We start from the raw sequence: 25,272 nt of genomic DNA, 5'->3' as shown, positions 1-25,272 counted from the left end.
GCCTATTGGCACCGGATGGAAACAACGCCGGCTTTTTACGACTTAATCTACGCAAGTCATCAGCATTCAGCTAAAATGCGCATCTTTTTTCTGATGTAACCTTATGGCTAAAGATATTCGTATTGAAAGATGTAGCGGCCCGGCTCTGGAACAGTTTATTCCTGAGCTCGCCCGGCTTAGAATTGAAGTGTTTCGCGATTTTCCGTATTTGTATGACGGGGATATCGATTATGAAAAAAAATATTTACAGACTTATATCAATTGCCCCGAAAGCGTTATTGTGATCGCTTTCGACGGCGATAAAGTAGTCGGGGCATCGACAGCAATCCCGATGAAATATGAAACCGATGAGTTAAAAAAGCCGTTTGTTGAGCAGTGCTATAATCTCGACGAAGTTTTTTATTGCAGTGAGTCGGTGCTGGACAAGAATTATCGCGGTCTGGGCATCGGCGTTCGCTTTTTCGAGCAAAGAGAGGCGCACGCCAATGACTTGGGAGGCTTCAAATATATTTGTTTTTGTTGCGTAGAACGGCCAGCAGATCATCCCAGACGACCGGCCGATTATGTGCCGCTGGATCAATTCTGGACCAAGCGCGGCTACGTCAAACATCCCGAGCTTCACACAACTTATATCTGGAAGGATCTGGATGATGTTAATGAAACGCCTAAACCGATGACTTTTTGGTTGAAACATGAACGTTAAAATTGCAAGCGCTCAATACGACATCAGCTTTCTGGAAAACTGGCAGCAGTATCAAAGTAAAGTCGAGCGCTGGTTTATTGAAGCCGTTGAACAGGATGCAAAGATTTTGGTTTTTCCTGAGTACGCCAGCATGGAACTGGCCTCTCTGTTCGGTAAAGAGGTTTATTCATCCTTAAGCAAGCAGCTGGCCGCCATGCAGTCGTTGCATGATGATTATCTGGACTTATTCCGGAGTTTGGCTAAAAAATACCAATGCATTATTCAACCGGGTACGTTTCCGGTAAAAATGGATTCCGGTGCTTATCGAAACCGGGCTTACCTGTTTATGCCGGACGGTCAGATTGATCATCAGGATAAACTGATGATGACCCGTTTTGAAAACGAGCAATGGCTGATTCAGAAAGGTGAGGAATTAAAATGTTTCGATACCGAATACGGAAGAATCGCAATCAATATTTGTTATGACAGTGAATTTCCGATGCTGGCAAGAAAGCAGGTCGAAGCCGGAGCGAATCTGATTTTAGTGCCCAGCTGCACCGATACTTTAGCCGGCTACCATCGCGTTAAAATCGGCTGTCAGGCAAGAGCCCTGGAAAACCAGTGTTATGTCGTTCAATCTACGTTGGTGGGCGAAGCGCCGTGGTCTGAAGCAGTGGATGTCAATATTGGTGCAGCGGGCATTTATACGCCGGTAGATCGAGGATTTCCTGATAACGGCATTCTAGCGGAGGGCAAGCTTAATACAGCAGAATGGGTTTTTGCCGAAGTATCGCTTAGTGCTTGCGGTACAGTTCGGGAACAAGGGCAAGTATTTAATTACAGGGATTGGCCGCTGCAAACTGCATTTATTGAGTAGCTGGTATACGGTACACCACGAAGGACTTTTGTTTGTCTTCTTGAGCTTCGTGCCTTCGTGGTAACAATCGTAACATCAGTTAAAAATGGCTTCAAAAGAATAGCCGTTGAGTTCCAGAATTTCTTTCATTCTTTTTAACCCATCCATTTGAATCTGTCTGACACGTTCCCTGGTCACGCCCAGTTCTTGAGCCACTTGCTCAAGGGTCGAGCCTTCATAACCGCAAAGCCCGTAGCGGCGGCAAATAACTTCGCGCTGTTTTTCGGAAAGTTGAAAGACCCATTTGATAATATTGTGTTTAATGCCGTCTTCTTGTATTTTTTCAGCGGGTGATAGGCTATCGCCATCGGAAATTGACTCGACCAGAGGTTTGTCAAAATCCTTGCCGCCCGGAATATCGATCGATGTAACCCGTTCATTGAGTTTTAGCATCTTTTCAACTTTATTGACCGGTATATCCAGATGTTCCGCTATATCCTCGGCACTGGGCTCATGATCAAGCAATTGTGACAAATAGCGTTGGGCTTTAAGATAAGTATTCATTTCTTTGACAATATGAATCGGCAAACGAATGGTTCGTGTCTGATTCATGATGGCTCGTTCAATAGTCTGCCTGATCCACCAGGTTGCATAGGTTGAAAATCTAAAACCTCTTTCAGGATCAAATTTTTCAACAGCGCGCATCAAGCCCAGATTGCCTTCCTCGATCAAATCCAGTAAAGGCAAGCCTCTATTCAGGTAACGGCGGGAAATCTTAACAACCAAACGCAAATTGCTTTCGATCATGATTTTGCGGGCAGCTTCATCGCCCAGCAAAGCCCTGGAACCGTAGATTTTTTCCTGATCGGCAGTCAGTAATTGCGAACGAGCCAGTTCATTTAAATAAACCCGCGTCGCATCCATGCTCTTGTCTTGCCGCGATTCAATAGTAATTATTTCATCAATATCCAATGCTTCACTGATAGAAGAATTTGTCTGGAGTTCATCGTCGTCGAAAGACAAATCGTCATCAAATAAAACACAAACATCATCGTCTAATAGTTCAACCAATTCTGCTTTCATAATAACCTCTACATTGTTCGACCTAAGTCGAAATGGTTTAATTATTTTTCCGGTAAAAAGTTAACTGGATTTACCGGTTTTCCGTTTTTTCTTATTTCAAAATGCAGTGATGTTTTGTTTGATCCTGCTTGTCCAACTTTCGCAATAACTTCGCCTTTTTCTACGGTATAGCCTTCTGCGACAAGCAGCAGGCTATTATTTGCATAAGCGCTTAAATACAAGTCGTTGTGCTTGATAATCAGCAAATTACCGTAGCCAATCAGGCCTTGTCCGCTATATACCACTTTGCCCGCTTCAGCGGCGCTCACGTCCTGTCCCATTTCGCCGGCTATATCAATACCTTTGTTATCGGCATGAGAGAAAGATTTTAAAAGTCTCCCCTTTATCGGCCATTGAAAGTTTAACTTTAACATGTTTCCATTATCAATTGAAATAATTGATTTTTTTTGTGCTCCACTTCCGTTTTTTTCGGCAATCTTATTAAGAGTTGGGTTTTTATTTGACAGCTTATAAGGCAGATTGGATCTATTATTTAACGAAATAGAGGTTCTTTTTTGCGAGCCGATTCTATTTGTTGCAGTTGCGGTACTTTGTTTCGGCTTGGGTTGTACTCCCGCATCCATGTGGTCATGCATGGGTTTGTGGTCTGGATCCGGGTCCGAGAGCCTTATTTTTTGGCCTATTTCTATCGTATAAGGCGGAGCGATTCGGTTCCATTGCGCTAACTGGCGATAATCCAGGTCATAAATCAAGCTTATTGCGTACAGGGAATCGCCTCTTTTTACCTGATGATATTTTGTCTCATCTTTGGGAGTATCAGGATAATTTGTGCTGACAGGGGCATAGTTTGGAGTAACAGGAGCACAGCCGTTCAATAAAGTTACCAGCATTGAAAGAAAAAAAAGCTTTGAGGTAGTGGATGCCATGAGTTTATTTTTTCAACAGAATCTTTTTCGCCAGATTTATTTTTGCGGCTAAATAGTTCGACCCACCATGATCGGGATGCATTTTTTGCATCAATTTGCGATGTGCGGCGATAATTTCTGATTCCGATGCGCCGATCTTCAAACCTAATATTTCATAAGCTTCTTCAATCGGCATATCGCCTTTAGTGTTTACTCTATTTTGCTGTTGCGATGAGTTGTGTTTTGCGGATCTAAATTCCGACCATAACCGGTGTAAATAGGGAGCGTAACGTAACAACACCGGTGACAAACGCATTATAAAAGCAACAACCACGCCGGCTAAGGCAAAAAACCAATTCAAATGTCCGGTTGCAGCCAAAAAAAGCAATATCAATCCTGTAACAGATAGAAGCAGCATCTTGATATAACGGGCCAATAAGGGAGGTGATATTTTTGAAAAACCACGTAGCCAAAAAAATGCGGTGATGATGAATAACAAAATCAGAAAAATTCGAATCAAGGTTTACTCCTGAATTAATGATCTGTTTAGGATCGTTCTCAAGGCTTCCGGTGTTATCGGTAGCGGCCATATCGCCATGGTGTTTGAATAAATAATACCTTAGAATATGACATCTTATGATAACAATCTGATAATTTGGTTGATATGGAGAATGCACAAATTCCGGTTTTAGGTTTTGTTGCCGCAAGTGGAACCGGCAAAACCACGTTACTGACTGAATTGATCCCGATTTTAAAACAAAACGGTTTGCGTATCGGTCTGATTAAACATAGTCATCATGATTTTGAAATTGATCAACCTGGAAAAGACAGTTTTCGCCTACGCAAGGCCGGAGCCTCGTCGGTGATGCTGGTATCCCGGTATCGACGCGCGATTATTACTGAGTTTGCCCCGGAAAAAGAACCTCGATTGGATGATCAGTTGAAGCAATTCGATCAATCTGAACTGGATCTGATCTTGGTCGAAGGCTTTAAGGCGGAGCAGTTTCCTAAAATCGAATTGCACCGATCCTCTTTTGAAAAAGCTTTGCTTTACCCAAACGACCCGGACATCATCGCGATAGCGACAGATACAACGCTGGAAACGCCGGACTATTTGATACAACTGGAACTGAACCGGCCGCAAATGATTGCCGATTTTATCCAAAACCATATTATGAAAAGCCATGATTGACGCATGCAGCCAAGCATCCAAGCCGCTATTGTCTATTGACGATGCGTTGGACAGAATCAAAGCAGTTGTAAATCCTGTAAACGGCACTGAAAAAACGGAATTAAAAAACGCCTTGGGACGGGTATTGGCCGAGCCGGTTTATTCACCGATCAATATTCCGCATGACCGAAACGCGGCGATGGACGGCTATGCTTTTGCCAGTCAGGACATAGCTGACGGCCAAGCGTTCACGTTGAGTTTGGCAGGCATTTCCTGGGCCGGGCGGCCATTTCAGGGACAACTGCAACCCGGTCAATGCATCAGGATTTTTACCGGTGCGGTTGTGCCGGAACAAGCCGATTCAGTCATCATGCAGGAACATGTGCAAGTTCAGGATCAAACCATACATTTTCCGGCCGGCACGCGAGCACAGCAAAATGTCAGGAAAATCGGTGAAGATGTAAAACAAGGCGCCTGTTTAATCGCCGGGCCTAAGAAGCTGACACCGATTGATCTGGGTTTACTGGCCTCTGCCGGTATTGATAAAGTTGTTGTTAAACGTCAGTTAAAAATCGCTTATTTTTCTACCGGGGACGAACTGACATCACTAGGCCTGCCGCTGGAACATGGGAAAATATATGACAGTAACCGCATTATCCTGGGCGGATTGTTGACAGATCCCGGCTACAGCGTCGTTGATCTGGGTGTCATTCCCGACAATAAACAGTTGCTCGAAGACAGCTTTATTGAAGCCTCCAAAAATTATGATGTCATCATAACTACCGGAGGCGCTTCAGTCGGTGAAGCCGATTATGTTAAAGAAATCCTGCAAAGCTGCGGGGAAGTCGATTTTTGGAAAATTGCGGTAAAACCCGGTAAACCGCTGGCTTTCGGCAAAATAGGGCAGTGCTGTTTTTTTGGCTTGCCGGGCAATCCGATTGCTGTCGTCGTAACCTTTCACCAGATTGTAGCGCCGGCGCTAAGGCAGCTTTCCGGCGCTCCATCTTTCAAACCGTTAAGATTTACCGCGACTTGCACCTCGGCGTTAAAAAAATCCCCCGGACGGCAGGAATACCAACGCGGCATCCTTAGTCAAGATGAAAATGGCGAATTTTTCGTCGCCTCAGCGGGTCATCAAGGTTCGCATATTCTCAGCTCCATGAGTCAGAGCAGTTGCTATATCGTCTTGCCGGAAGCGTGTAAAGGCGTGCAGGCAGGCGACAAAGTAACCGTCGAGCCGTTTAGTTTGTTGCTATAGCAGGATGCCCTAACTTCATTAATTCTTGAATGAGTCAGGGTTCATCGACATGCTCTTATATCAGGCTTTTTTAACAAACTCCGATTTAAGTTTCATTGCGCCAATACCGTCGATTTTGCAGTCAATGTCATGATCCCCGTCGACCAGACGAATGATTTTGACTCTAGTGCCGACTTTGACAACCGATGATGATCCTTTAACTTTGAGATCTTTGATGACAGTGACGGTATCTCCGTCTTGCAAGACGTTGCCGTTTGCATCCTTAACAATACGGACATCCGAGCTATCTTCGCTTGTCCCGTCTTTTGGCCATTCGTGCGCGCATTCAGGGCAGATGTACATATCGCCGTCTTCGTAGATGAACTCTGAGCTGCATGCGGGGCATTTTGGGAGGTTAGTCATTGCTTTCCTTAATGTAGGGTTGGTTCGACCTTGTGGAATACAAGGTGTATTGAGCGCACCATGATGCCAGATTTAGGCGTTTCTTGTCCATTTCGCGATAGGCAGTTTCTATTCGGGACGCCCATCTACTAAAAACCAGCCACTCATTACGATTGAAAAATAACTACCGGTTTCGATACACACCAGACCATCGATTCCGATACGATTACGCCAGAAGCGAATGTCGGCTTTTGGGAGTGGCTAACTGGATATATCGACCCGAAGCCGCCATTCAAATTTTTTTATTTCCTCGCAACACAAAGAGTGCTGTGACCCTAAGCCCATTCAAGATTGAATTATCAATGCATTAGGGCCATTTTATGCCTTGGATCATTCCCTTCTTGTACTTTTATGTGCTCATCAACAAATCAGCAGACACTCTTGTTTCGCTGACATCCTTAGAGTTGCAGCAATTGGCGATAAACATGCCATACCAAAGATAATTTCTTGCTGGACGCTTATTTTTGACGACTTGATTCGAAATTTGGAGAAGTCGACTGGATCGATTTCTAAGCTCCATAAATCGATACTAATCAAACGAACTGTTGATTATTAGTCAGTCAATCAACACTAACTGTTGATAAATCAGCACAATGAAAATAGAACGAATGATTCGCCTAATTTTTAACGGTATTAGTTTCGATTTTAAATCTTTGAAAATAAATAACATATCAAGAAAATGCTGTTAAAAAATAAACATGGCCTCGTATTTGCTTTATTTGCTGCAGTACTAACCTGTAATGACGAGTTATAACATGATAAAACCAGTGACATTCACTCCCGACTCTTTTCAATCGACACCCGGTTCTTTGTATGCGCGTATTCGTGATGAGCTGCGCACTATGATTGTTAACGGCACTTACCAACCGCATCAACGGCTACCGTCAGAGACTGACTTGATCAAGAGTTATGGCGTGAGTCGAATCACCGTGCGTCAGGCCCTGGGGGAGCTCGAAAAAGAAGGCTTGCTGTTCAAGGTGGCCGGGAAAGGCATGTTTGCATCCAAGCCAAAATCCTTTCAATCCCTGACACGTCTTCAGGGTTTTGCGGAAGCGATGTCGCAGCAAGGACATGAAATCTATAACAGGGTGATCAGTTTTAATTTTTTGCCGGCCTCAAAGGATATAGCACTGCGGCTTGGCGTGCTGGAGGGTAGCTTGGTCACGGAAATACGGCGAGTGCGTCACCTCAATCGCGAACCGATTTCGTTCGATATTTTTTATGTGAACAGTAGTGTTGGAGAACGACTCGTCAAAGAAGACCTCGCCTCCCGCGATATTTTCCTGATCCAGGAGAATGATTACGGGATTCCGCTTGGATTCGCAGATCTGGCGATTGACGCGATACTCACGAATGCGGAAACCGCAGAATTACTGCAAATCGCTGAAGCTTCGCCGATTTTGCGAGTCGAGCGACTCACGTATACCAAAGATGACACTCCATTGAATTTTGAATACTTATATTGTCGTGCAGACAATTTTCAATTTCGCTTACGAATTACCCGATAGATTGATCTTATAAACATCACAGATCAGTATTACAAAATATGACGCACAGAAATCAAGCGCCCATAGCAACCCAATTACATTCAATAAAAACTAACTGGACAACCGGAGGTTTATTTAAAAACAAGGAGTATTTTATTGTGCTTAGTAATAATTATGGAATTCCGGATTCGCCAGCAAAATCAATGGTGGATCATGATCTTAAAACAGAAATAAACGTTGTCGAAAACCTGTATTCGAACAGCGTTTTTGAAACAGCATTTAAAGGGATATGCGCAGCCTCGCTGATATTCGCCCAATCAGCTGTCTATGCCCAAGACTACGCTCCACCTGTTGAAAATACCGATGACTACACCCAGTCACCCTATTTTAAAGGCGGAAAACTCGATTCGAATTTTAACTATTACGACAATGGCGATTTTGCCAATAACAATATTTTGTGGACGCCGGTATTTAAAGGCGGCGGAGGAACCAACATCTCACAAACCGGCGGGCAGGATCTTAATTATTATGGCGGCTATGTACGGCCTTTAGTGGCCAAGCCTGAATTAGGCGAATTATTTTTGGGGGCTCAGCAGGTTCTTCAGGGCGACCGGATTTCCAGCGAAATGCAGGGCGAATATCGCCTGCCAAGCGGCTGGGGAATCGGCGGGGGCTTTGTTGACCGAAGCCAAAGCAAGCAAGATGCAAAATTTGCCAGTGTTTCCTATAAAAACCAGTGGCAGGATATTAAATATCAGGTAATCACGCTATGGCAGCGTTTTGACGAAAAAGACTATGGCGGAGGATACATCGCGGCCTATAACAAGGAGTGGATGCTCTCTTATGGAAATGACGGCGAACAATGGCGCAGCACTTTGGGTTACGTCGCGCCGCAGATCACAGAAAAGCTGCGCCCGGCCCTTGAGGTGCTTTATGTGGATAACAGCATCGGCAAAATAGGCGCCGATAAAACCTTGATGGTCAGTGGCTCCCTTGGCTTCAGCAAAGGCTTTTTAAGCCATGAAGCACGGATGGGCCGGGCGATGGGGCCAACCGGGATGCAGTTCTCCAATCCGCTGGGTTACTTGAACACCGGAACGGACCCTACCTTCAACAGGCGCGCTGAAACCTGGGAACTGGGCGGCTTATTCAATTTCCGTTATATAAACACGAGTGACGCCTCCGGTAAACCTCGCACTGAAACCTTTGAAGCCAATATGTTTCCGGCCCAATTTTTTGGTATTGATAATCTGCTGAGTTCGGTATTCATAGGAGGAGGCCTGACCAATCCCAATGGAACCAAACCCTACAAAAGTACGCTGGCAAAAACAGACCAGGCCGGGGTGAGCGGAAGCGTGGGATATATCAAACGTTTCGGAGCGGTGGATACCAATGTCCGGCTGCAACATGATTTTGATGTGGACGATACTCAAGTCTATGTCGGCGCCCAGTATTGGCTGTAAATCAATAAATCAATCATAACAACAGGATATTCCATGACACATATCGTTGCCATAGCAGGCAGTCCCTCGGACAACGCAAAATCGACAGAACTGATACGCAGGGTTTTTCTGCAACTGGAGCAAGCGGGCTTCACTACAAAACTTATCTCGGTGAGAGATATTTCCGCTCAGGAACTGATTTATGGCGCGGAGCAGGATAGCCCAAACCTTAACAAGGTAACGCAGCACATGGAACGCGCCGCAGGCGTCGTGATCGCAACGCCTGTTTACAAAGCGGCTTATAGCGGTGCTTTGAAAGCCTTGCTGGATTTACTGCCGCAAAAAGCGCTGGCCGGAAAAGTGATCTTACCCATTATGACGGCAGGCTCGGACAAGCATTTACTGGCGATTGACTATGCGCTGAAACCGGTGCTGGCAGCACTGGGAGCTACGCATATATTGAACGGTCTCTTTGTCTCGGATGAACGCGCCAAAAGAGATCAATTCGGCCTGCTGTCGCTGGACGACGAAACCGAACAACGGCTGGGCGAACAAGTTGAGCTACTGGCAGCTTCCTTAAATATCGCCTTGCAACAAGAAATTGAAGCATGAACACATTTAACAATCTGGAGCATTTATGAACAACAAATCTTTTTCTCTATGGGGCCGGTTACTCACATCAAGCGTTATTTTGGCGGCAGTCATCGGCAACACCGCTGTTGCCGATGGCGCAGCCTGGCCGAAAGAAATCAGCCTGGGTTATCAAAAATACGGCCCTCTGATCATTCTTAAATCGACAGGCGAACTGGAAAAACGTCTGCAAGAAAAAGGCGTCACCGTCAAATGGGCGGAATTTCAGTTCGGCCCGCCGATGCTGGAAGCCTTGAATACCAACAATCTGGATTTTGCCGTGACCGGTGAAACACCGCCGGTTTTTGCCCAAGCCGCAAAAGGTTCACCCCTGGTTTACCTCGCCAATGAACCCGCTTCGCCGCAAGGCGAAGGCCTGGTCGTAAAAGCGGAATCGGCTGTCAAAACCGTAGCCGATTTAAAAAGTAAGAAAATAGCAGTCGCCAAAGGTGCTAATGCGCATTATTTTTTGATTCAGGCATTAACGAAAGCAAGCTTGACGCTGAACGACGTTGAAGTGGCTTACCTGGCGCCGGCTGATGCCAGAGCCGCACTGGAACGCGGCGATGTAGCCGCCTGGGCGATCTGGGATTATTTCTACGCAGCGGCGGAAGTGCAATTAGGCGTCCGCACCTTGACCAACGGCGAAGGCATCGTCAACAACTATGCGTTCTATACCTCAAGACGCGATTTCGCCGAAAAATACCCGGAACTGCTTGAAATCGTACTCGATGAAGTGCGTAAAACCGATGCCTGGGTAAAAAACAATCCCGCTGCCGCCGCCGAGAACCTGGCCGTCAGTGTCGGCGTCGACGCCAAAATTCTGGAAAAAGCCCTGCGCCGCAGCAACTACGGCCCGGAACACATCACAGCGGACGTAATTGCTGCGCAGCAAAAAATTGCCGACACCTTGCTGGACATCAAATTACTGCCCAAAGCCATCAAAGTGGAAGATGCGGTCTGGCAACCCAAAGCCAAATAAAGCCTGGAACCCGGCATTCATGAGCTTGAATGTCTGACTATCAAAAAGACGAAGCAATGATTCAAATTTAGGAGCAAACGTATTATGAAAATTTTCTGGTTTTTACCTACCCAAGGCGATGGACGTTATTTAGGTGCCGCCAAGCACGCGCGTCCTGCTGATCATCAATATTTGACCCAGATTGCCCGCGCCGTTGACGAACTGGGTTATGAAGGCGTGCTGATTCCAACCGGACGTACTTGCGAAGATGCCTGGATCGTCGCCTCTTCACTCGTAGCATTGACCAAGCGTCTGAAATTCCTGGTCGCCTTGCGTCCAGGCCTGTTGACCCCGGCGGCTGCAGCGCGCATGTCATCGACCCTGGATCGATTTTCCGATGGCCGCTTATTGCTGAACGTGGTGGTCGGTGGCGACTCCAAGGAACTGGCCGGAGACGGCATTTTTCAATCCCATGACGACCGTTACCAGTATGCCGGGGAGTTTCTGCATATCTGGCGGGAGTTGCTGGCCGGCAACACCGTCGACTTTGAAGGCAAACATACCAAAGTCGAAGGCGGAAAACTGTTGTTTCCACCGGTTCAAAAACCGCATCCTCCCCTGTATTTCGGCGGTTCGTCGCCTGCGGCGCATGAGTTTGCCGCTAACGAGATGGATGCCTACCTGAGCTGGGGCGAACCGCCGGCGCAAGTGGCGGAAAAAATCGCCGATGTTCGCGAACGTGCGGCAAAAAATGGCAGAACCTTGCAGTACGGATTGCGGCTGCATGTGATCGTGCGCGAAACCGACGAGGAAGCCTGGGCCGCCGCCGATGAGCTGATCAAATATATCGACGACGATGCGATAGCCAAAGCCCAGCAGGCTTTCAAACGCTCCGATTCCGTAGGCCAGCAACGCATGGCGGAACTGACCCAATGGGGCGCATCAAGAAGCCGTGAAGCCTTGGAAGTGTCGCCGAATTTGTGGGCGGGCGTCGGTCTGGTACGGGGCGGAGCCGGTACAGCCCTCGTCGGTTCACCGGAAACCGTGGCCGCCAGACTTCAGGAATACGCAGACCTGGGCATAGACAATTTTGTCCTTTCCGGCTACCCGCATCTTGAAGAAGCCTATAGGGTTGCTGAATTATTGTTTCCGCTGTTGCCGGTCAATGCCGGAAAACGCAATGACAATTCCGTGGTTTATATGAGTCCGGTAGGCGATACAGGCCAGGTCGACATGTCAACCAAACTGGCGGCGGCATCATGAACACCGGTAGCTCCTTACCGAGATGGATTACAGGTCTTACGGGTTGGGTATTGCCGGTTTTCCTGATTATCCTCTGGGCTGTGGCTACCGAGTATGGCTGGCTGTCCTCGCAGATTTTACCGGCGCCGACCGACATCGTTCGCGCTGCGATCAAGTTGACAATGTCCGGAGAACTGGCGAAAAACATTGCCGCCAGCGCCGAGCGCGCCGGCTGGGGTTTATTGATAGGCGGCAGCATCGGTTTTTTGCTGGGGCTTTTCAATGGACTGTTCAGGACAGCCGAACGCTTTCTGGACACTACCGTACAAATGATCAGAAATGTGCCTCATCTGGCATTGATTCCTCTGGTTATTATTTGGTTCGGCATCGGCGAAGCGGGCAAGGTGTTTTTGGTCACCCTGGGAGTGTTTTTTCCGATCTACGCCAACACCTATCACGGCATTAAAACCACCGACCCGCAATTGATTGAAATGGGGCGCGTGTATGGCCTGAATCCATGGCAATTATTCAGCCAGATCATTTTTCCGGGTGCACTGCCTTCGATTCTGGTGGGGCTACGGTATTCACTGGGCTTAATGTGGCTGACATTAATCGTCGCGGAAACGATCGCCACGACTTCCGGGATTGGGCAAATGGCCATGAATGCCAGGGAGTTTATGCAGACCGATGTCGTGGTATTGGCCATTCTGATCTACGCATTACTCGGCAAGCTGGCCGATGCTGCGGTGCATTTTCTGGAGTCGCGCATTTTGCAATGGCATCCGGGATTTAGACACCGTTAAATTCAAGGCCATAGCGCCATCGAAAGCACCCATACAGACATTTTTATAACCAAACCTGAAGATTATCCCGTGACAACACAAGCATTTTTAAAGACTTCATCCAATCTTGCTCTGAAACTGGAACAAGTCAGTAAAAACTTTGGCGATCTCACCGTCCTGGAAAATTTAAATCTGGATATCCAGCCCGGTAGTTTTGTCGCTATCGTCGGTCGGAGCGGTTGTGGCAAAAGCACCTTGTTACGGCTGATTTCCGGACTGGATCAACCGGATACCGGCACCGTTTTTTACGACGACCAGATTCATAAGCGACTCAATGGACATGCCCGCGTCATGTTTCAGGAGGCTCGCCTGTTACCCTGGAAAAGAGTGCTCGATAACGTCTGTCTGGGGCTATGCAAGGAAAAAAAAGACCGCGCGCTGGAGGCTTTACAACATGTCGGCCTGGAGTCAAAAGCCCAGGAATGGCCATCGGTACTCTCAGGCGGACAGCGCCAGCGTGTGGCGCTGGCGCGCGCCTTGGTTCATGAACCACGTTTGTTATTGCTGGATGAACCGCTAGGTGCGTTGGACGCGCTGACCCGCATAGAAATGCAACAGTTGATCGAAAAAATCTGGCTGGAAACCGGATTCACCGCCATTTTGGTGACCCACGATATTTCTGAGGCCGTAACGCTGGCCGATCGGGTGATTCTGCTCGATGGCGGAAAAATTGATCTGGATGTCGCTGTAGATTTGCCGCGTCCGCGCCATCGCGATCATCCCAAATGGATACAACTGGAAGAAGAAATACTCAATCGCGTGTTGAACATACCGGAAATTTAAGTCCATTAACCCATTAAAATTAAAACATCAATGAAAAGAAAAATAGTGGACATGCGTAGCAGACCGGCGTTTTTGCATGATTTTTACGGCGCAACACCCGGTACCAGTGAATTTGAAGTTGCCAAATGGCTGAATCGGCGCGTGGGTTCGAAAAACGGCGAACATTTCATCCGTTCAAGTACCATTGAGGCTTTTGTCGAGGAGGTCCGCGAGGCGGGTATTACTGCGGCCGTAGTCGTCGGGCGCGACACGCCGAATCTGACGATTTCCAACGACCGGATTCTGGAAGTCACCTCCCCGCACCCAGAGTTGATTGGCATCGCTTCGGTCGATCCGCAAAAATCCAATGCCCTTGCCGAAATAGAACGCGCAGTGAACCAGCTTGGGCTGGCCGGCATTAATATCGAACCGGGATTCGGCAACCCGCCGCTCAGCGCGGACGATCCATCGCTCTATCCTATTTACGATGTCTGCGATCAACTCCAGATACCGGTTTTTTTGATGTCGGGGCCCACGACTCCCGATCTCGATTATGCCAGGCCGGAAGCTGTGGGCAAGGTTGCCCGGTTGTTTCCGAATTTGCCGATTGTCTGTTATCACGGTTTTTACCCGTATGTGAACGAAATCATTGGCGTGGCGTTTCGCTATGAAAATGTCTACTTGGTGCCGGATATGTACATTTTTCTTCCCGGCGGCCGGTTGTACGTCGAAGCGGCCAACGGTTTTCTGCGCGACCAGCTGCTATTCGGTAGCTCTTACCCCTTTCGCGCGATGGGCCAGACTGTCGAGGACTTTTTAAATCTGGGTTTTCAAGAACACGTGTTAGATAACGTGTTATTCAAAAATGCCGAACGCCTATTGAAACTCAATCTTTAACTTAATTTCTTGAGCCCATATGTCAATTCCAGATGATCTTGCGGAAATTCAGAGCCGACTTTCTGCATTGAAAAAGCAGTTGAAAGAAACGGCGGCCCAGAGGGATCGATCGCCAAGGTGGAACCGCTTTCGAGGCAAGACAACTTTTCAGGGACAGTGGCTTGTTGAAGCTATTCTTGCCGAAACAATTTGGCGGTTCAGGGCAAGACTGACCATTTGCACTGCGAGCGGTGCGAGAAATTGCCGGCGTCGACAGCTCGCGCGCATGTCTTTGGCTTTCAACACTTGATATTGGCAACGATTCAGCTATTTGGTACCCATCAACAAACCGAACGTTTTTTTACCGAAACCGGTCAAGCCAACTTGTTCTGGGGTAATGCCTTGAATCCCTTGGATCAGCGAACTGTGTACACTCAGGCAGAATGCCGGCTGTTCATTGACGGCCGCAAAAGTTTTTGCTCGGGTGCGCGTGATTCCGAACCGACAGCGGCAGCGTAGCATTTAATCGGGTAGAGCTGTTTGAAGATGAAATCCTGGGGCCGCCAGGGCCATTGGGTAGCACGTTTTCCAGTTTGCGACCGCTGATAGCCCAGCTGATGCTGAGCAATATTTTTCTGGGAATAGCCCACGGCGCATTTCAGGAAGCGATCGAATTCGCGCAAACACAAGGTCGGCCATGGTTTAACTCAGGGGTAAAACAAGTCACTGATGATCCGTATATTCTACATCGTGTCGGCGAGTTGAGCGCCGAGATACGGGCAGCCGCTGCGCTCACTGAATCAACAGCGACTCAGCTTCAATTTGCTTGGAAGCGTGGCGATGATTTGACAATTACAGAACGCGGCGAATTGGCACTGGAGATTGCTGCCGCAAAAGTGATTACCTCGCGCGTTGGCCCAGCCCGTCTTTTTACTCTTGAACTCTCGGCAGAACCTTATGAATACCCATATTGAGATTTAGGACTGAATTTGGCTTTTAAAATACTGAGCGACTGCTTTCAGGGTATTGCATTTGTTTAAAAAAGAATTTTACAAATTGCGATAGTCGGCAATTGGCCGAAGTCCGGCATTCAAAATCTGGCCAAGTTAATATAGGAATTGATGGCGGTTTTCAAATCGGGAAACAAATTGCCGGTTTTTGCAATTCACTGTAGGACACGCAGCGCTTATCTTTTGCATGGACGCTTAATAATAATTTCTAAAGATACGCGCAAAGTAGCCTAATCCACCCGGTCAACTTTAACCAAAATATGCATATGGCTTTTGTCGGCTTGGCGTGTATTGATCACCTTGCTGTTCGTGCGGCTGTTACTGATTTCGCCTGCTCCCCCGAGTTCTACCCATTCGCCAAGATTAATCCTGATGGTCGATTGCGCATTTTGGGTCGAGATCTGTCCGCGTCCGTTCATTTTGTCGGACCAGGGCGATACGCTAAGAATGACTTGTTGCCCGGCCAGTCTGGGGGTTACTGAAAAACCGGTTGTCGCTTCGGAATATTGGGTCGTCGTGGAGTAAGCGTAATCGGAATAATTCTGCCCCGGATAAAGCTTACCCGCTGTAATTTGGGCCGGGACACCTTCCATCGTTCGAATGGTCTGAGTGTTTTCATCGGCGTCTTTATCTTGAGTCTGATACACATGACCAAGTGTTCTGCCGTTCGCATTCAGTTCATCGGCACTCGTCTGCCTGCTCTGAATGACGGTGATGACCAGATTGCTCTGGCGCACATCCAGTTGATTGATGAGGGCCTTGATTTCAGCCAGCTTGTCGGGCGTCGTCTTGACCAACAGATTGGAGCCGTTATCAATAAGTTGTGCGCTATCTCCCAGTAACGGAGCAAGCAATGGGACTATCTCGAACGCCGGCCGATTAGATAACGGGATCACTTCAATAATTGTGTCTGCGGCAAAAGCGCTGCTGCCAAGAAGGGTTATAAAAATTAATGTTAAAAAGTTTTTCAAGGCGATGCTCCGGTACAGTAACCATTAATCGCTATGGTATAACGTTGTCTGTGCTATCCGAAATTCTTTTTCACTACAGTTTTATGCCTGCTTCCGACAGCCGATTTTGTGCTGGTTAAAGCCGGGAAACAGGGGTGAGGGAGAAATCACAGTCAATCGTCCACTCTGTGTTGGAGCAATTTAGTTCCTCCTACAGGCACTTCATATTGGGGACGGTTTATGAACGAATCACAGTGTATCGAAGCACAGAAAACTGACGACGTTAATCGGGTGCAAGTTTCAATTGATGCCCGACAGTATTCGCGCGGTTGTTGATATGAATAGACAACTTTCGGTTTCAACTAACATCGTCTGGCACCGCGCCACCGTACAATTAGCGGAATTCACAGGCATCACCTCTCCTCTCCCTATGAAGCCACCCGAAAACTGCGAGCTCATCGTGCATACCGATACGACAGAGTTGGATGTTTGCGTACAACAGGTGATCGACAAGATGATGCAGTGCAGCATTATCACTACGGATAGTTTCGGCATGAACAATATCGCGTCAATATTCGGGTATTCAATGTAATCAGGTTAAAGCCGGGCAGGCTAATCAAAAACAGCCATGAGGAAAACAGCATGGTCAATCGTCCACTCTATGTAAGAGCCATTTAGCCAAGACAGGCATCGAGTTTTTCCACAATTTATAAAGGAGCGGTTTATGAATGAACCACAGCTGATCGAAGCCGCGAAAGCGGGCGACGTTAACCGGGTGCAGGCATTGGTGGATGGAGGTGAGGATTTAGAACAAAAGGATGATTACGGTTGGACGGCATTGAACTGGGCCGCCGGTCATGGCGATTTGGCTACGGTTCGGCTGTTGCTCGAAGCCGGAGCCAATCCGGTCAATAGCGGCCGCGATCTCAGGACGCCTTATCAAATCGCCCTGGCGGCTGCGCAGGTGGATGTCGCAACCGTGCTGCAACAGGCAGAGCAAAACAACGGTATTGCGTCAGGGAGACCTGGGCGCTCTTACTGCAAGGCATATCCGGCCAACGCGTTCGGTCAATTTCCCGGTTGGCATCAGGTGCCGGCTGACGATTCCGTGGTCTATCTGCATCAGGATTTTAGCGTCACCGCGTCGATATGGCATGGTGAGGATGTGGTGTTTGATCGGGTTTCGGAAGACTGGAGAAGTTATTGCCGGGATCGATTGGGGTTTCATGTGCCGACCGATTTGGAAGTCGCCGCCGATTATCGGCAACGTAGGCAGGAATAAGGCTACTCGAACCTGTCCTGAGCTTGCCGAAGGGCATTAGCGCTATCCGCGGCCTTATGTAATATCGGCCGTCACATCCCTGTGGATTATATAGGTAAGGGTCCGTTTTCGCTGTAGCTCAAACAGGCTTATTCCAGTCTACGAACTGCAATTCAAGAAATGATCTTATTTAAAGATAGGTGGTAGAGCAGATATGTTAAATAAACAGCACAGCCTTAGCGGCACCGATGAAAATGCACTGATCGACAGCGCCAAGTCACTGGTTGAAATATTACAACTGTGGGCTGAACTGCAACCGTTACGAACAGCCTATACGTTCCTTGAAAACGGCGAATGGCCGCTCAAGTCAATGACTTACAGCGAGCTTGATTTGCAGGCCAGACAGTTGGCCGTGCATTTGCATGCGCTGGAGTTGCAGGGCGAGCGTGCTATTTTGCTGTATCCGCCGGAATTGGATTATATCGTCGCGTTTTTCGCCTGCCTTTATGCCGGGATGATTGCAGTACCAGCATATCCGCCGAGCAACGGCCGGCATATGCCACGGTTGCAGGCGATTATCGATGATAGTCAGGCCGCTGTGATACTCAGCACACAGAACGTCGCCAATGCGGTGCGGCAATTTACAGGCGGCTGTTCCAGCCTGTTAGATAAAAACTGGCTCATTACCGACACTCTCGCCGCTGTCGATGCAAATAGCTGGCGTTTGCCGGCCTTGCATAGCCATGATCCGGCTTTCCTGCAATACACCTCGGGTTCCACCGGTAACGCCAAGGGCGTGATTATCAGCCACGGCAATCTGATCGCGAATCAGCAGCTGATCAAGCGGCGCTTCGGTCACAATGCCGATTCGACGGTGGTCGGTTGGCTGCCGCTCTACCATGACATGGGGTTGATCGGCAACGTCATGCAGCCCTTGTATTGCGGGGCCAGCGCTATTTTAATGTCGCCGATGGCGTTTTTGGAAAAGCCCGTCCGCTGGCTGCAAGCCATCAGCGATTATCGCGCCCATACCAGCGGCGGACCGAATTTTGCTTACGAACTATGCGCGCGGAAGATAAGCACTGAGGAAAAAGAGGGACTGAATCTTAGTAGCTGGCAGTTGGCGTTCAACGGCGCAGAACCGGTTAATCCCGACACATTGGATCGTTTTGCCGCTGCTTTCGCAGCATACGGATTTAACCGTAAAGCTTTTTATCCTTGTTACGGCTTGGCGGAAGCCACTTTGCTGGCAACAGGCGGCGATAAAAATGCCGAGCCAACGGTAGCGGCTTTTTGTAAGTCCGGGCTGGAGCAAGGCGAGGTGCGTCCTGCCAGTGTCGGCGATGATGCGGTCCGGCGTCTGGTCGGCTGCGGTCATGTAACCGCCGACGCCGCGCAGCGGATTCGCATCGTCGATCCTGAGTCCGGCGAGCTGTGCAGCGGCGGCCGAATCGGTGAGATTCAACTTGGCGGTCCCAGTATCAGTCGTGGCTATTGGCAAAATTCGTCAGCCACCGGGCAGGCTTTTATCGACGATATGGACGAGCACAACCGTTGGTTGCGCACCGGCGATTTGGGCTTCATTAAAGACGGCGCATTATTCGTTTCCGGACGGCTGAAAGACCTGATCATCATCCGCGGCCGCAACTATTATCCGCACGATCTGGAATATGCAATCGAAGCGGCGACGGACGCGTTAAATCCCGGCTGTGCGGCAGCTTTTGCGGTGGGTGAAGACGACGGTGAAAAACTGATTGTGCTGGCCGAACTGAAACGCAACCGCTTAAGACAGTCCGACTACCGGGCCGAGTTTGCCGCGATACGCGCCCGGCTGGTCGAAGAATGCGGCATACAGGCCGATACTGTGATGCTGTTGAAACCGGGTGCGATCTTGAAAACCAGCAGCGGCAAAATCAGGCGTTCGGCTTGTCGGCAGGCTTACGAGCAGCAGCAACTTAAGGTTGTGGCAGTCGATATATTGGGCGGCGAAAGCTGCGCAGCCTCCACCGGTTCCGAACCTGGAGATTGGGAACCGGCGCAACGGACTCTATTTCGTCAGGCCTTGCTGTCGGTTGCCGATGCGGAGGGCGCGAGTTTGCTGGCGTATTACTTAGTCGGGAAAGTGGCGGTGTTGTCGGGATTGGCTGTCGGGGCTGTGGATATAACGCAATCGTTGACCCGCCAGGGCATGGATTCACTGAAAGCGGTGGAACTGAAATATTTTATCGACGAGCTGCTGGCAATCGATTTTCCGGTGATGCAGCTGTTAGATAATCAGTCATTGGCGGCGTGCGCGGAGCAAGCTTTGCAGTTGGCGAAGTCAGGTCAAATACACTTAGTGCCGGTGGCATCCGAACACGACGGCGAGCAACCGTTATCGTTTGGGCAGCAGGCACTGTGGACAGTCAGCCGGATGGAGGACGACAGCGCGTTATATAACATGCAGGTTGCGATACGCATCTGCGGCAAGCCTGATAAAGCGGCATTAAACGGCGCATTGGTTAAGCTGTTCGAACGCCACGCACAATTACGCAGCGGTTTTCGGCTTAACCGGCAGACCCGGACTGTGCGCATTCCTCTGGCTGAGATTCAGCCCCAGCTGGATACAGTACCTTGCGACGATGAGCGGCAACGCAGGGACAATATCGCCGCTTTCATGCGTAAACCGTTCGATTTGGCATATGGACCGTTGCTGAGAGCCGCCTTGTTCAGCTGTGCCGACGACGATCATGTGCTGGTATTTTGCGCGCATCACATCGTTGTCGATTTTCGCTCGCTGTCGATACTGCTTGAAGAATTCAAAGCGTTTTATCTCGGACACGCTTTAACCTTGTCAAAACCGGCGGCAGGTTATGCCGAGTATGTGGCTTGGCAGTCGGCCTATCTGGCCGATCAGAGGGCAGAACAGGACTGGCAATATTGGCAAAAACAGTTGTCAGGCGAACTGCCGAAACTGGTTTTGCCGGTCGAACGGCAAACGTCCTGCTCACCGTCATGCCGGGGCCGAGCTGAAACGCTGACGTTCCCGCCGGATACGCTGCAACAGCTTAAACGGCTGGCCGCAGAGCAGCACACAACTTTATATACACTGTTGCTGACGATCTTCAAAACCCTGCTTTACCGCTACAGCGGCCAGCAGGATATCATTGTCGGTTCGCCGACGCTGGGCAGGCCGAAGCGGGAGTTTGCTGATGTTATCGGCTATTTCGTCAACCCGGTGGCGCTACGTTCGCATCCCGCAGCCGAGCTGTGTTTTAGCGATTATCTGGCGGAGGTCAACGCTACTGTGCTCGATGCACTGGAGCATCAGCATTATCCGTTTTCGCTGCTGGTGGAAAAATTGCAGCCTGAACGAGAGCAAGGGCAGCCGGCGTTTTACAGGGTTTGGTTTGGGTTGCAAAGCGGCGGCTCATCCGACGCTGCCGGGTTGGCGCTGGGTATACCGGGCATCAGTCTGGATTGGGCCGATATGTCGGCCGAAAGCTATGCGCAGGAAGAGATCTCCGCGCAATTCGATATCGCTTTGCTGATGGCGGAAACCGAGCAGGGTTTGGCGGCTTCGTTTCAGTACCGTAGCGATTTGTTATCCCGTGCCGCAGTGTTAAGACTGGCCGCCCATTTCCAGTGTCTGCTGCACGGCATACTTGCCAATCCCAAAGGTCGCTTATCGGAACTGCCGTTGCTGAGCGAGTCCGAGCGGAAGCAGTTGGCGGCATGGAATGCAACTTCCGTCGATTATTCCGGCAACACAATACATCGCGTTTTCGAGACCGTTGCCAAACAACGACCGCAAGCCGTCGCGCTGGTTTTCCGGGAACGGCATCTTGTCTATGCCGAGCTGAATGCGCTGGCCAATCGTTTGGCGCATCGTTTACGGGTGCAAGGTGCGGGCCCGGAAAAGCGCGTCGCTTTATGCATGCCGCGTTGCCCGGAATTGGTGGTGGGAATATTGGCAATCCTGAAAGCCGGCGCAGTTTATGTGCCGGTCGATCCGGCTTATCCCAAAGAAAGGCTGGCGTATTTGCTGCAGGATGCCGGTTGCGAATGGATACTGACTTGTACTGAACTGCTGCCAAATCCGGGCTATCAGGATATGGCGACAATTTGCGTCGATGATGTCGACGCCTATGCCAGGTACAGCAGCGATAACCCGGAAATACCGCTGTATGCCGATAACGCGGCCTATGTCATTTACACCTCGGGTTCGACCGGCAAGCCCAAAGGCGTAGTGGTTAGCCATGGCAACCTGATGCACAGCACCTGGGCCAGAAATACCTATTACAAGGAGCCGGTCGGCTGTTATCTGCTGCTGTCGTCGTTTGCGTTCGACAGTTCGGTGGCGGGGATTTTCTGGACGCTAAGCCAGGGTGGCTGTCTGTGCTTGCCGGAAGATAGTCAAATTAAAGACCCGGCCGCTCTGGGCGCGCTGATCGAATATCGGCGGGTAACGCATCTGCTGGCGCTGCCGTCGCTTTATGAACTGCTGCTGGAGCATGTGCCGACGGTTGCCCTGAAAACCTTGAAGAGCGTCGTCGTTGCCGGTGAAGCGTGTACTAATCCGCTGACTGAGCTGCATTTCAAACGCTTGTCTGATACGGCATTGTTTAATGAATACGGTCCCACCGAAGCCACGGTGTGGAGCAGTGTCTACGCCATTACGCAGCCGCAATGCGAAGACGCGGTACCGATAGGCAAACCGATAGTCAATATGCGCATCTATGTAGCGGACGATGCGCTGCAATTACTGCCGGTCGGCGTTGCCGGGGAGTTATTGATAGGCGGTGACGGCATCAGCCGAGGCTATCTCGATCAAGCCGGGTTGACTGCGGAAAGGTTTATTCCTGACCCGTTCGGCGCGACCGGCGACAGGTTGTACAGAACCGGCGACCGGGTGCGCTATCTGGCCGACGGGAATATCGAGTTCTTGGGTCGTCTCGATCAACAGGTCAAGATCAGGGGTTACCGGATAGAGTTGGGCGAAATCGAAGCCTGCTTGCTGCGGCATCCGTCTATAAAAGCGGCGGCAGTGGTTGTTAGGGAAGACGTGCCGGGCCATAAACGCTTGACCGCTTATCTGGTCGCGGAATCCGGCAATGCTACGGATATCGGAGGCTTAAAAGAGCATATCAAACACTGTTTGCCGGAGTACATGTTGCCTTCGGCTTGGCTATGGCTGGACGCGATGCCGTTGAACGCCAACGGCAAGCTGGATCGCAACGCGTTGTCCGCTTTAACAAACCCAATCGACAATGCACAGTCGTATGTTGCGCCGCGCGATGAGGCGGAAGAGGCCGTGGCCGACATTTGGCGAGAAGTGCTGGGCATCGGGCAGTTGGGCATTCATGACGATTTTTTCGATCTGGGAGGGCATTCGTTGGCTGGTGTGCAAGTGACGGTAAAAGTGCAAGAGCTGTTCAATATCGAAATACCGGTAAAGATTTTGTTCGAAGCCGCGACTGTCGCCAAGTTTGTCGACAGGATGGGGGAGTATCAGACAACAGAGTTGCTTGAGGCTATGGAATAGAAACGGGATTGAATAAAAACAAACCACGAAGGACACGAAGAAAGTTCCCGTTCCCACACACTACGGCAACGTCATTAAGTTAAGCATTGTAGGAGCGGTCCGTGCCCGCGATGAAGAATCTACAAATTTGCAATCGTTGCCAAAATATCGCGGGCACGGACCGCTCCTACTGAGTGTCGATATGCTAATGGCAGTGACACGCTGCTTGAGAACGCGGCCAAGCTTAGCGTATCGGCTTTGCACAACGAATTATTAGTTATCAGGAGCAAGAAATCATGAACGATAAAACCCTGTACCGCCTTGCCGACTCGACAGCGGTGGAAGCGCTGGTCGATAACTGGGTGGCTTGGCCGCATACTTTTTCGCCGGTGCCTTACAGTCTGCATATGTTGAATTACCAGAAGAAAAACCTGAGTTCGTATCTGAAAAATCCCGCGATTCATGTCAAATCCAGCGCCAACCCCAAGTTGCTGGGCGGACCGTTTGTCAATATTCCGGTCGAGCGAACGGCGGAGGTCGAGCAGATGCTGGAACGGATGGACGGCGAGCACGGGGGCAACCTGCAAATGGCTCGGGATTTGATCGATTTCCAGAACCTGTTGGATAAGGAAGCCACAGGGCAAAGCCTGGAACCGTATTACGCGATGTTGCCCGAGTCCCTGCGCGGCTATGTCGAATTACTGTACGACTACAACAACCGGCCTATCGTGCGTTGCATTGAAAGCCTGTTCTACAAAAGCCCGCATTACAAAAATCACCTGCAATCGCTGCGCCTGTTTACCCAGACTCATGATCGCGCCCGGCCTTACTATATGAGCACGCCGCGCCTGCCCGAAGATGACAGCATCGAATGGGCTATACCGTTTGCCAAAGCAAGCATCGACGAGTTGTTTAAGCTGGACAGCCAGCCTCGGCCTTTGGCTTATATACGCGAGGTATTGGGGCTCGATGCCGGTGATGACAACAAATTGATCAATCTGCTTACCGACCAGCCGCCGCGTTCGACTGAAGCCTGGCAAGGTGATGGCGTGCGGGTTCGCTATCTCGGGCATGCCAGCGTGTTAATCGAATATAACGGCATTGCAATTTTGATCGACCCTTTTATTGCCGTGCAGCCCAGCCAGGGCGGCATCGAGCGTTACAGTTTCCATGACTTACCGCCGCATATCGATTATGTGTTGATTACCCATGTCCATCACGATCACTACGTGTTCGAAACGCTACTGCGTCTTCGGCATAAAATCGGCTGTCTTGTGGTGCCGAAAAGCTCGGGCATTTTCTATGGTGACATTTCGATGAAGCTGCTGGCCCGTGAGTTGGGCTTTAACCATGTGATCGAAGTCGATCCGCTGGATACGATCCCATTTCCCGGCGGCGCTTTCGTCGCAGCACCGTTTCTTGGCGAACATAACGACCTGCCGTTTGCCAAAAGCGCTTACCTGATCAGTGCCGGGCAGCAGCGATTGCTGTTTGCAGCCGATTCCAACTGCCTGGACCGGCGCATGTACGAAAATCTGTATGCGGAGTACGGTCCTATCCAGACCGTATTTTTGGGCATGGAATGCATAGGCGCGCCGTTGTCCTGGGTATACGGACCGCTATTGCCGAAACTGCCCGAGCACAGCCATTGTCAGTCGCGGCGCTCGAAAGGCAGCGATGCCGATGCGGCTTTGAATCTGTTGGATGCGGTTAAAACCGAGCGAGTTTATATCTATGCGATCGGCCGCGAACCCTGGCTGCAATATTTCATGGCCCTGGAGCCGGAAGACGATGATGCCTATATCCGGGAAATCGGCAAAGTGCTGGAAGCCTGTCAAAGCAAAGGCTTTGCCGATGCGCGCAGATTGTATGGTAGGGATGAGATTCATTTGGGCGGTTGATGGGAGGCT

At 49.7% G+C, this 25,272-nt stretch carries 23 protein-coding genes; 18 read left to right on the top strand and 5 right to left on the bottom strand.

Going from position 1 to position 25,272, the window contains the following annotated elements; translation table 11 throughout:
- Positions 1 to 103: 103 nt before the first annotated feature.
- Both V7051_RS04505 and V7051_RS04500 read left to right on the top strand, forming a co-directional pair.
- The gene (locus tag V7051_RS04505) at positions 104 to 703 is read left to right on the top strand and encodes a GNAT family N-acetyltransferase (RefSeq protein ID WP_333873837.1); all 600 of its coding nucleotides are present in this window, start codon (positions 104 to 106) and stop codon (positions 701 to 703) included.
- Positions 693 to 1,559 carry a carbon-nitrogen hydrolase family protein gene (locus V7051_RS04500; protein ID WP_333873836.1) on the top strand — a complete coding sequence of 289 codons (867 nt, stop codon included), beginning with the start codon at positions 693 to 695 and terminating at the stop codon, positions 1,557 to 1,559. Before V7051_RS04505 ends, V7051_RS04500 begins: the two co-directional genes overlap by 11 nt.
- Before the next feature lie 75 nt (positions 1,560 to 1,634).
- Here V7051_RS04500 and rpoS read toward each other — a convergent pair whose 3' ends face one another.
- Genes rpoS through V7051_RS04485 form a run of 3 tightly spaced genes read right to left on the bottom strand, consistent with a single transcriptional unit; the run spans position 1,635 to position 4,046 of the window.
- A complete protein-coding gene (gene rpoS, locus V7051_RS04495; protein WP_333873835.1) occupies positions 1,635 to 2,621 on the bottom strand; it encodes an RNA polymerase sigma factor RpoS in 987 nt (328 codons plus the stop codon).
- 41 nt (positions 2,622 to 2,662) lie between these two features.
- A complete protein-coding gene (locus tag V7051_RS04490; protein WP_333873834.1) occupies positions 2,663 to 3,547 on the bottom strand; it encodes a peptidoglycan DD-metalloendopeptidase family protein in 885 nt (294 codons plus the stop codon).
- Between the two features lie 4 nt (positions 3,548 to 3,551).
- Complete coding sequence (locus tag V7051_RS04485) at positions 3,552 to 4,046, bottom strand: DnaJ domain-containing protein (RefSeq protein WP_333873833.1); 495 nt, start codon at positions 4,044 to 4,046, stop codon at positions 3,552 to 3,554.
- A 144-nt stretch (positions 4,047 to 4,190) separates the two neighbouring features.
- On the opposite strand from V7051_RS04485, the gene mobB reads away from it, so the two are divergent.
- Both mobB and moeA read left to right on the top strand, forming a co-directional pair.
- Entirely contained in the window at positions 4,191 to 4,718 is a 528-nt protein-coding gene (gene mobB / locus V7051_RS04480; RefSeq protein ID WP_333873832.1) for a molybdopterin-guanine dinucleotide biosynthesis protein B, read from the top strand.
- The gene (gene moeA, locus V7051_RS04475; protein WP_333873831.1) at positions 4,711 to 5,955 is read left to right on the top strand and encodes a molybdopterin molybdotransferase MoeA; all 1,245 of its coding nucleotides are present in this window, start codon (positions 4,711 to 4,713) and stop codon (positions 5,953 to 5,955) included. Before mobB ends, moeA begins: the two co-directional genes overlap by 8 nt.
- A gap of 60 nt (positions 5,956 to 6,015) precedes the next feature.
- Here the strand turns inward: moeA and V7051_RS04470 are convergent, their stop codons facing one another.
- Positions 6,016 to 6,357, bottom strand: a complete 342-nt coding sequence (locus tag V7051_RS04470; RefSeq protein ID WP_333873830.1) for a zinc ribbon domain-containing protein YjdM — start codon at positions 6,355 to 6,357, stop codon at positions 6,016 to 6,018.
- 794 nt (positions 6,358 to 7,151) lie between these two features.
- Between V7051_RS04470 and V7051_RS04465 the strand changes: the two genes are divergently transcribed.
- The 10 genes from V7051_RS04465 to V7051_RS04420 all read left to right on the top strand — a co-directional run bounded on the left by V7051_RS04465 (position 7,152) and on the right by V7051_RS04420 (position 15,612).
- Positions 7,152 to 7,904, top strand: coding sequence for a GntR family transcriptional regulator (locus tag V7051_RS04465; RefSeq protein ID WP_333873829.1), 753 nt, complete (start codon positions 7,152 to 7,154; stop codon positions 7,902 to 7,904).
- 137 nt (positions 7,905 to 8,041) lie between these two features.
- Entirely contained in the window at positions 8,042 to 9,346 is a 1,305-nt protein-coding gene (locus V7051_RS04460) for a hypothetical protein (protein WP_333873828.1), read from the top strand.
- A 33-nt stretch (positions 9,347 to 9,379) separates the two neighbouring features.
- Entirely contained in the window at positions 9,380 to 9,937 is a 558-nt protein-coding gene (ssuE, locus tag V7051_RS04455; RefSeq protein ID WP_333873827.1) for an NADPH-dependent FMN reductase, read from the top strand.
- Positions 9,938 to 9,962: 25 nt separating this feature from the next.
- Positions 9,963 to 10,937: a sulfonate ABC transporter substrate-binding protein gene (locus tag V7051_RS04450; protein WP_333873826.1), complete on the top strand. Its 975-nt coding sequence runs from the start codon at positions 9,963 to 9,965 to the stop codon at positions 10,935 to 10,937.
- 84 nt (positions 10,938 to 11,021) lie between these two features.
- Complete coding sequence (ssuD, locus tag V7051_RS04445) at positions 11,022 to 12,179, top strand: FMNH2-dependent alkanesulfonate monooxygenase (RefSeq protein ID WP_333873825.1); 1,158 nt, start codon at positions 11,022 to 11,024, stop codon at positions 12,177 to 12,179.
- Positions 12,176 to 12,961, top strand: a complete 786-nt coding sequence (locus V7051_RS04440; protein WP_333873824.1) for an ABC transporter permease subunit — start codon at positions 12,176 to 12,178, stop codon at positions 12,959 to 12,961. The genes ssuD and V7051_RS04440 overlap by 4 nt, the downstream gene beginning before the upstream one ends.
- 69 nt (positions 12,962 to 13,030) lie before the next feature.
- The gene (locus V7051_RS04435) at positions 13,031 to 13,783 is read left to right on the top strand and encodes an ATP-binding cassette domain-containing protein (protein WP_333873823.1); all 753 of its coding nucleotides are present in this window, start codon (positions 13,031 to 13,033) and stop codon (positions 13,781 to 13,783) included.
- Between the two features lie 30 nt (positions 13,784 to 13,813).
- The gene (locus V7051_RS04430) at positions 13,814 to 14,659 is read left to right on the top strand and encodes an amidohydrolase family protein (RefSeq protein WP_333873822.1); all 846 of its coding nucleotides are present in this window, start codon (positions 13,814 to 13,816) and stop codon (positions 14,657 to 14,659) included.
- A gap of 240 nt (positions 14,660 to 14,899) precedes the next feature.
- Positions 14,900 to 15,157 carry a hypothetical protein gene (locus V7051_RS04425; RefSeq protein ID WP_333873821.1) on the top strand — a complete coding sequence of 86 codons (258 nt, stop codon included), beginning with the start codon at positions 14,900 to 14,902 and terminating at the stop codon, positions 15,155 to 15,157.
- Between the two features lie 98 nt (positions 15,158 to 15,255).
- Positions 15,256 to 15,612 carry an acyl-CoA dehydrogenase family protein gene (locus V7051_RS04420; protein ID WP_333873820.1) on the top strand — a complete coding sequence of 119 codons (357 nt, stop codon included), beginning with the start codon at positions 15,256 to 15,258 and terminating at the stop codon, positions 15,610 to 15,612.
- Positions 15,613 to 15,878: 266 nt separating this feature from the next.
- Here V7051_RS04420 and V7051_RS04415 read toward each other — a convergent pair whose 3' ends face one another.
- Positions 15,879 to 16,619: a hypothetical protein gene (locus V7051_RS04415; RefSeq protein WP_333873819.1), complete on the bottom strand. Its 741-nt coding sequence runs from the start codon at positions 16,617 to 16,619 to the stop codon at positions 15,879 to 15,881.
- Positions 16,620 to 16,935: 316 nt separating this feature from the next.
- Between V7051_RS04415 and V7051_RS04410 the strand changes: the two genes are divergently transcribed.
- The 4 genes from V7051_RS04410 (at position 16,936) to V7051_RS04395 (ending at position 25,263) form a co-directional block, all read left to right on the top strand.
- Complete coding sequence (locus tag V7051_RS04410) at positions 16,936 to 17,190, top strand: hypothetical protein (RefSeq protein WP_333873818.1); 255 nt, start codon at positions 16,936 to 16,938, stop codon at positions 17,188 to 17,190.
- A 132-nt stretch (positions 17,191 to 17,322) separates the two neighbouring features.
- Positions 17,323 to 17,880, top strand: a complete 558-nt coding sequence (locus V7051_RS04405; protein WP_333873817.1) for an ankyrin repeat domain-containing protein — start codon at positions 17,323 to 17,325, stop codon at positions 17,878 to 17,880.
- A gap of 193 nt (positions 17,881 to 18,073) precedes the next feature.
- On the top strand, positions 18,074 to 23,383 hold the full coding sequence (locus V7051_RS04400; protein ID WP_333873816.1) for an amino acid adenylation domain-containing protein: 5,310 nt from the start codon (positions 18,074 to 18,076) through the stop codon (positions 23,381 to 23,383).
- 275 nt (positions 23,384 to 23,658) lie between these two features.
- Positions 23,659 to 25,263 (top strand): MBL fold metallo-hydrolase, encoded by a 1,605-nt coding sequence (locus tag V7051_RS04395; RefSeq protein ID WP_333873815.1) that lies wholly within the window; start codon positions 23,659 to 23,661, stop codon positions 25,261 to 25,263.
- The last annotated feature ends 9 nt before the right edge of the window (positions 25,264 to 25,272 follow it).

The sequence above is a fragment of the Methylobacter sp. genome, assembly GCF_036845245.1.
GTDB lineage: Bacteria > Pseudomonadota > Gammaproteobacteria > Methylococcales > Methylomonadaceae > Methylobacter_A.
Note: the sequence above shows the minus strand (reverse complement) of the source record. Positions and strands in the feature narration are given on the sequence as shown.

Excerpts from the sequence above, each read along its gene's own strand:
- V7051_RS04410 (WP_333873818.1), top strand. The coding sequence starts at position 16,936 with ATGAATAGACAACTTTCGGTTTCAACTAACATCGTCTGGCACCGCGCC.
- V7051_RS04405 (WP_333873817.1), top strand. The coding sequence starts at position 17,323 with ATGAATGAACCACAGCTGATCGAAGCCGCGAAAGCGGGCGACGTTAAC.
- V7051_RS04420 (WP_333873820.1), top strand. The coding sequence starts at position 15,256 with ATGCTGAGCAATATTTTTCTGGGAATAGCCCACGGCGCATTTCAGGAA.
- V7051_RS04430 (WP_333873822.1), top strand. The coding sequence starts at position 13,814 with ATGAAAAGAAAAATAGTGGACATGCGTAGCAGACCGGCGTTTTTGCAT.
- V7051_RS04450 (WP_333873826.1), top strand. The coding sequence starts at position 9,963 with ATGAACAACAAATCTTTTTCTCTATGGGGCCGGTTACTCACATCAAGC.
- V7051_RS04395 (WP_333873815.1), top strand. The coding sequence starts at position 23,659 with ATGAACGATAAAACCCTGTACCGCCTTGCCGACTCGACAGCGGTGGAA.
- V7051_RS04470 (WP_333873830.1), bottom strand. The coding sequence starts at position 6,357 with ATGACTAACCTCCCAAAATGCCCCGCATGCAGCTCAGAGTTCATCTAC.
- V7051_RS04500 (WP_333873836.1), top strand. The coding sequence starts at position 693 with ATGAACGTTAAAATTGCAAGCGCTCAATACGACATCAGCTTTCTGGAA.
- V7051_RS04440 (WP_333873824.1), top strand. The coding sequence starts at position 12,176 with ATGAACACCGGTAGCTCCTTACCGAGATGGATTACAGGTCTTACGGGT.
- V7051_RS04505 (WP_333873837.1), top strand. The coding sequence starts at position 104 with ATGGCTAAAGATATTCGTATTGAAAGATGTAGCGGCCCGGCTCTGGAA.
- V7051_RS04465 (WP_333873829.1), top strand. The coding sequence starts at position 7,152 with ATGATAAAACCAGTGACATTCACTCCCGACTCTTTTCAATCGACACCC.
- rpoS (WP_333873835.1), bottom strand. The coding sequence starts at position 2,621 with ATGAAAGCAGAATTGGTTGAACTATTAGACGATGATGTTTGTGTTTTA.
- ssuE (WP_333873827.1), top strand. The coding sequence starts at position 9,380 with ATGACACATATCGTTGCCATAGCAGGCAGTCCCTCGGACAACGCAAAA.
- moeA (WP_333873831.1), top strand. The coding sequence starts at position 4,711 with ATGATTGACGCATGCAGCCAAGCATCCAAGCCGCTATTGTCTATTGAC.
- ssuD (WP_333873825.1), top strand. The coding sequence starts at position 11,022 with ATGAAAATTTTCTGGTTTTTACCTACCCAAGGCGATGGACGTTATTTA.
- V7051_RS04490 (WP_333873834.1), bottom strand. The coding sequence starts at position 3,547 with ATGGCATCCACTACCTCAAAGCTTTTTTTTCTTTCAATGCTGGTAACT.
- mobB (WP_333873832.1), top strand. The coding sequence starts at position 4,191 with ATGGAGAATGCACAAATTCCGGTTTTAGGTTTTGTTGCCGCAAGTGGA.
- V7051_RS04400 (WP_333873816.1), top strand. The coding sequence starts at position 18,074 with ATGTTAAATAAACAGCACAGCCTTAGCGGCACCGATGAAAATGCACTG.